This window comes from Moorena sp. SIO2C4, from assembly GCF_010672485.1.
Taxonomy (GTDB): domain Bacteria; phylum Cyanobacteriota; class Cyanobacteriia; order Cyanobacteriales; family Coleofasciculaceae; genus Moorena; species Moorena producens.
This window is the reverse complement of sequence record NZ_JAAHGN010001111.1, coordinates 1-2,400: the sequence shown is the minus strand read 5'-3', so window position 1 is coordinate 2,400 and position 2,400 is coordinate 1. Positions and strand designations below refer to the sequence as shown.

2 protein-coding genes are annotated in these 2,400 nt (G+C 45.9%); one reads left to right on the top strand and one right to left on the bottom strand.

Features of this window, described 5'->3' with window-relative positions; genetic code table 11:
• Nucleotides 1-882 (top strand): DUF697 domain-containing protein (locus F6K20_RS34355; RefSeq protein ID WP_287297784.1); only part of this gene is annotated, 882 nt, incomplete at its 5' end.
• A gap of 135 nt (nt 883-1,017) precedes the next feature.
• On the opposite strand, the gene F6K20_RS34350 is transcribed toward F6K20_RS34355, so the two are convergent.
• Nucleotides 1,018-2,400, bottom strand: a 1,383-nt coding sequence (locus F6K20_RS34350; RefSeq protein ID WP_287297782.1) for a mechanosensitive ion channel, incomplete at its 5' end; no start/stop codon positions are given.

Genomic DNA, 2,400 nt, shown 5'->3' with positions numbered 1-2,400 from the left:
CTATCTCAGTTAAGAGCTAGTGGGAAACCGATGTTACTGGTGTTGAACAAGATTGACCAATATCCCGATGCTGATCGCATGGCAATTTACAGAAAAATTCGGGATGAACGGGTCAAGCAGTTGCTTTCACCAGCAGAAATTGTGATGGTTGCTGCTTCACCTTTGGTATCTGTAGCAGTGCGATCGCCTAATGGCAACATTCAGGTCAAGCGCCGCCGAGGGAAACCCCAGATTGAAGATTTGAAACTAAAAATTCTGGAGATTTTACATCGGGAAGGTAAATCCCTTGTTGCTCTTAACACCATGCTTTACGCGGATGAGTTGAATGAAAACTTGGTCAACCGAAAAATGAAGATTCGGGATGACAGTGCCAATCAAATTATCTGGAAAGCAGTGATAACTAAAGCATTTGTGATTGCTCTCAATCCAGTTACTGTTGTGGATATCCTCACCGCTACTGTAGTTGATGTGGTAATGATTCTTACTTTATCCCGTCTCTATGGTATTGCTATGACTGAGCAGGGAGCTGTTCAATTATTACAAAAAATCGCTATGAGTATGGGAGGTATTGGTGCTAGTGAACTCTTGGCTAACTTGGGACTGAGTAGCTTAAAAAGTATTTTAGGCATTTCTGCTCCTGTCACTGGTGGGGTTTCCCTAGCGCCATATATGTCCGTTGCCATCACCCAAGCTAGTGTTGCTGGAGTTTCTGGCTATGGTATTGGACAAATTACCAAAACCTATTTAGCCAATGGAGCATCCTGGGGAGAAGATGGACCAAAAGCCGTTGTTAGACGAATTCTCTCCTCTTTAGACGAAACCTCAATTCTCCATCGCATTAAAGGAGAATTGAGGGCAAGATTATCGAAAGTTGAAGGTTGAAAGTTGTTTGTAAGAATGTAGAATGTAGAATGTAGAATGTAGAATGTAGAATTAAGAATTCTACATTCTTAATTCTTAATTCAAAAAGGGCGAACAACCTTGGCCTTTAGGCCACGCTACGCGAATAACTTCGAGTTACTTTTTGAAAGAATCTAGCCATTCTCTAACTTGCTCACCAGCAACATCGCGACCTCCGAGACCGAAGGCTAATGCGATCGCAACCGCGATTGCACCTAAGAGCAAACCAAAGGCTAAGTTCACAATATCAGGGGCAATGCCCATTTGTTGTAGACCTAGGGCTAAAGAAAAGGCAATAATCGCAATCCTAGCTACTTGTGCCAGGATATTTGATTGGCGAGCGCCGGAGCCAGTAATCAAGTTGAAAGCAAAATTGGCTAGGAATAGACCGATAGCAAGGACTACTAACCCGGACAGCACCCGAGCACCAATGAAACCAACCCCACCGACAATGTCAGTTAAGGCGGGAATCTGTAACACATCCGTTGCTGCCACAATACCAGCGATCATGATACCAATCAGTACAAGCAGTCCCGCTAGCTCAGAAGGGGTGCGACTGGTAAGTGGGTTCTGTGGTGTGTCTGATTCTGCTGTTTCATCAGTTGTTTCATCAGTGGTGCTAGGAGCGCTGGCGGAAAAACCTAGCCAATTAAATAAATTGTTGAAGCCAAGGTCTGTCAGGACGTTGGTGAGCAGATCATTAACAAACTGTCCGATTACGTAGAAAACTGCCAGAATACCAGCCGCAGCAAATAGTTTGGGGATGGTATTAGTAACCTGGCTTAACATTGCGATCGAAGGGCCAGAGATGGCCTGGATCTGCAAGGCATTAAGGGCAGCGGTAGCAACGGGAATCAAAATCAGGACATAGACAATCGTACCGATAATCCCCGCTAGGGAGCGACCACCAGAGCTACTTAGTCCAAACCGCTCCCCGATCTGATTTGTACCTGCTGCTGTCAAGAAACTAGTGACCAGACGTTGCACAAGTTGAGCAATAAACCAACCAATAGCACCAATTGCTATGGCTGCGCCAATATTGGGCACAATCCCCCAAATCTCACCCAGCATAGTTAGTACTGGATCGAGAGTTCCCTGTAAGCCTAGGGTCTCTAAGACCGATGGCAGAAACAGTAAGAAGATTAAGTAGTAAAGGGCATTGCCAATGGTTTGAGCCAGAGAGAACTGACTAGTACCACCATCGCCGACTTGCTCACCCAAGCGCTGATCGAGATTCAATGCATTGAGGGTCCTGACTACTATCATCTTGACGATAGTTCCGATTAACCAGGCAATGCCCAATAGAATCGCCGCACCAAAGACACTGGGGAGGAAGCCGAGGATGGTGTCTAGAAAACTATTCAGGGGTCCGGAAACCGTATCTAGCTTGAGGGTTTCTAGAACCGCCACTACCGTGAAAACGATGATAATCCAGAAAACTGCCCCGGATAACCATTGCTCAATGGGAGGAGGCTCGCTTCCTGGCTGACCGCCAGTAGA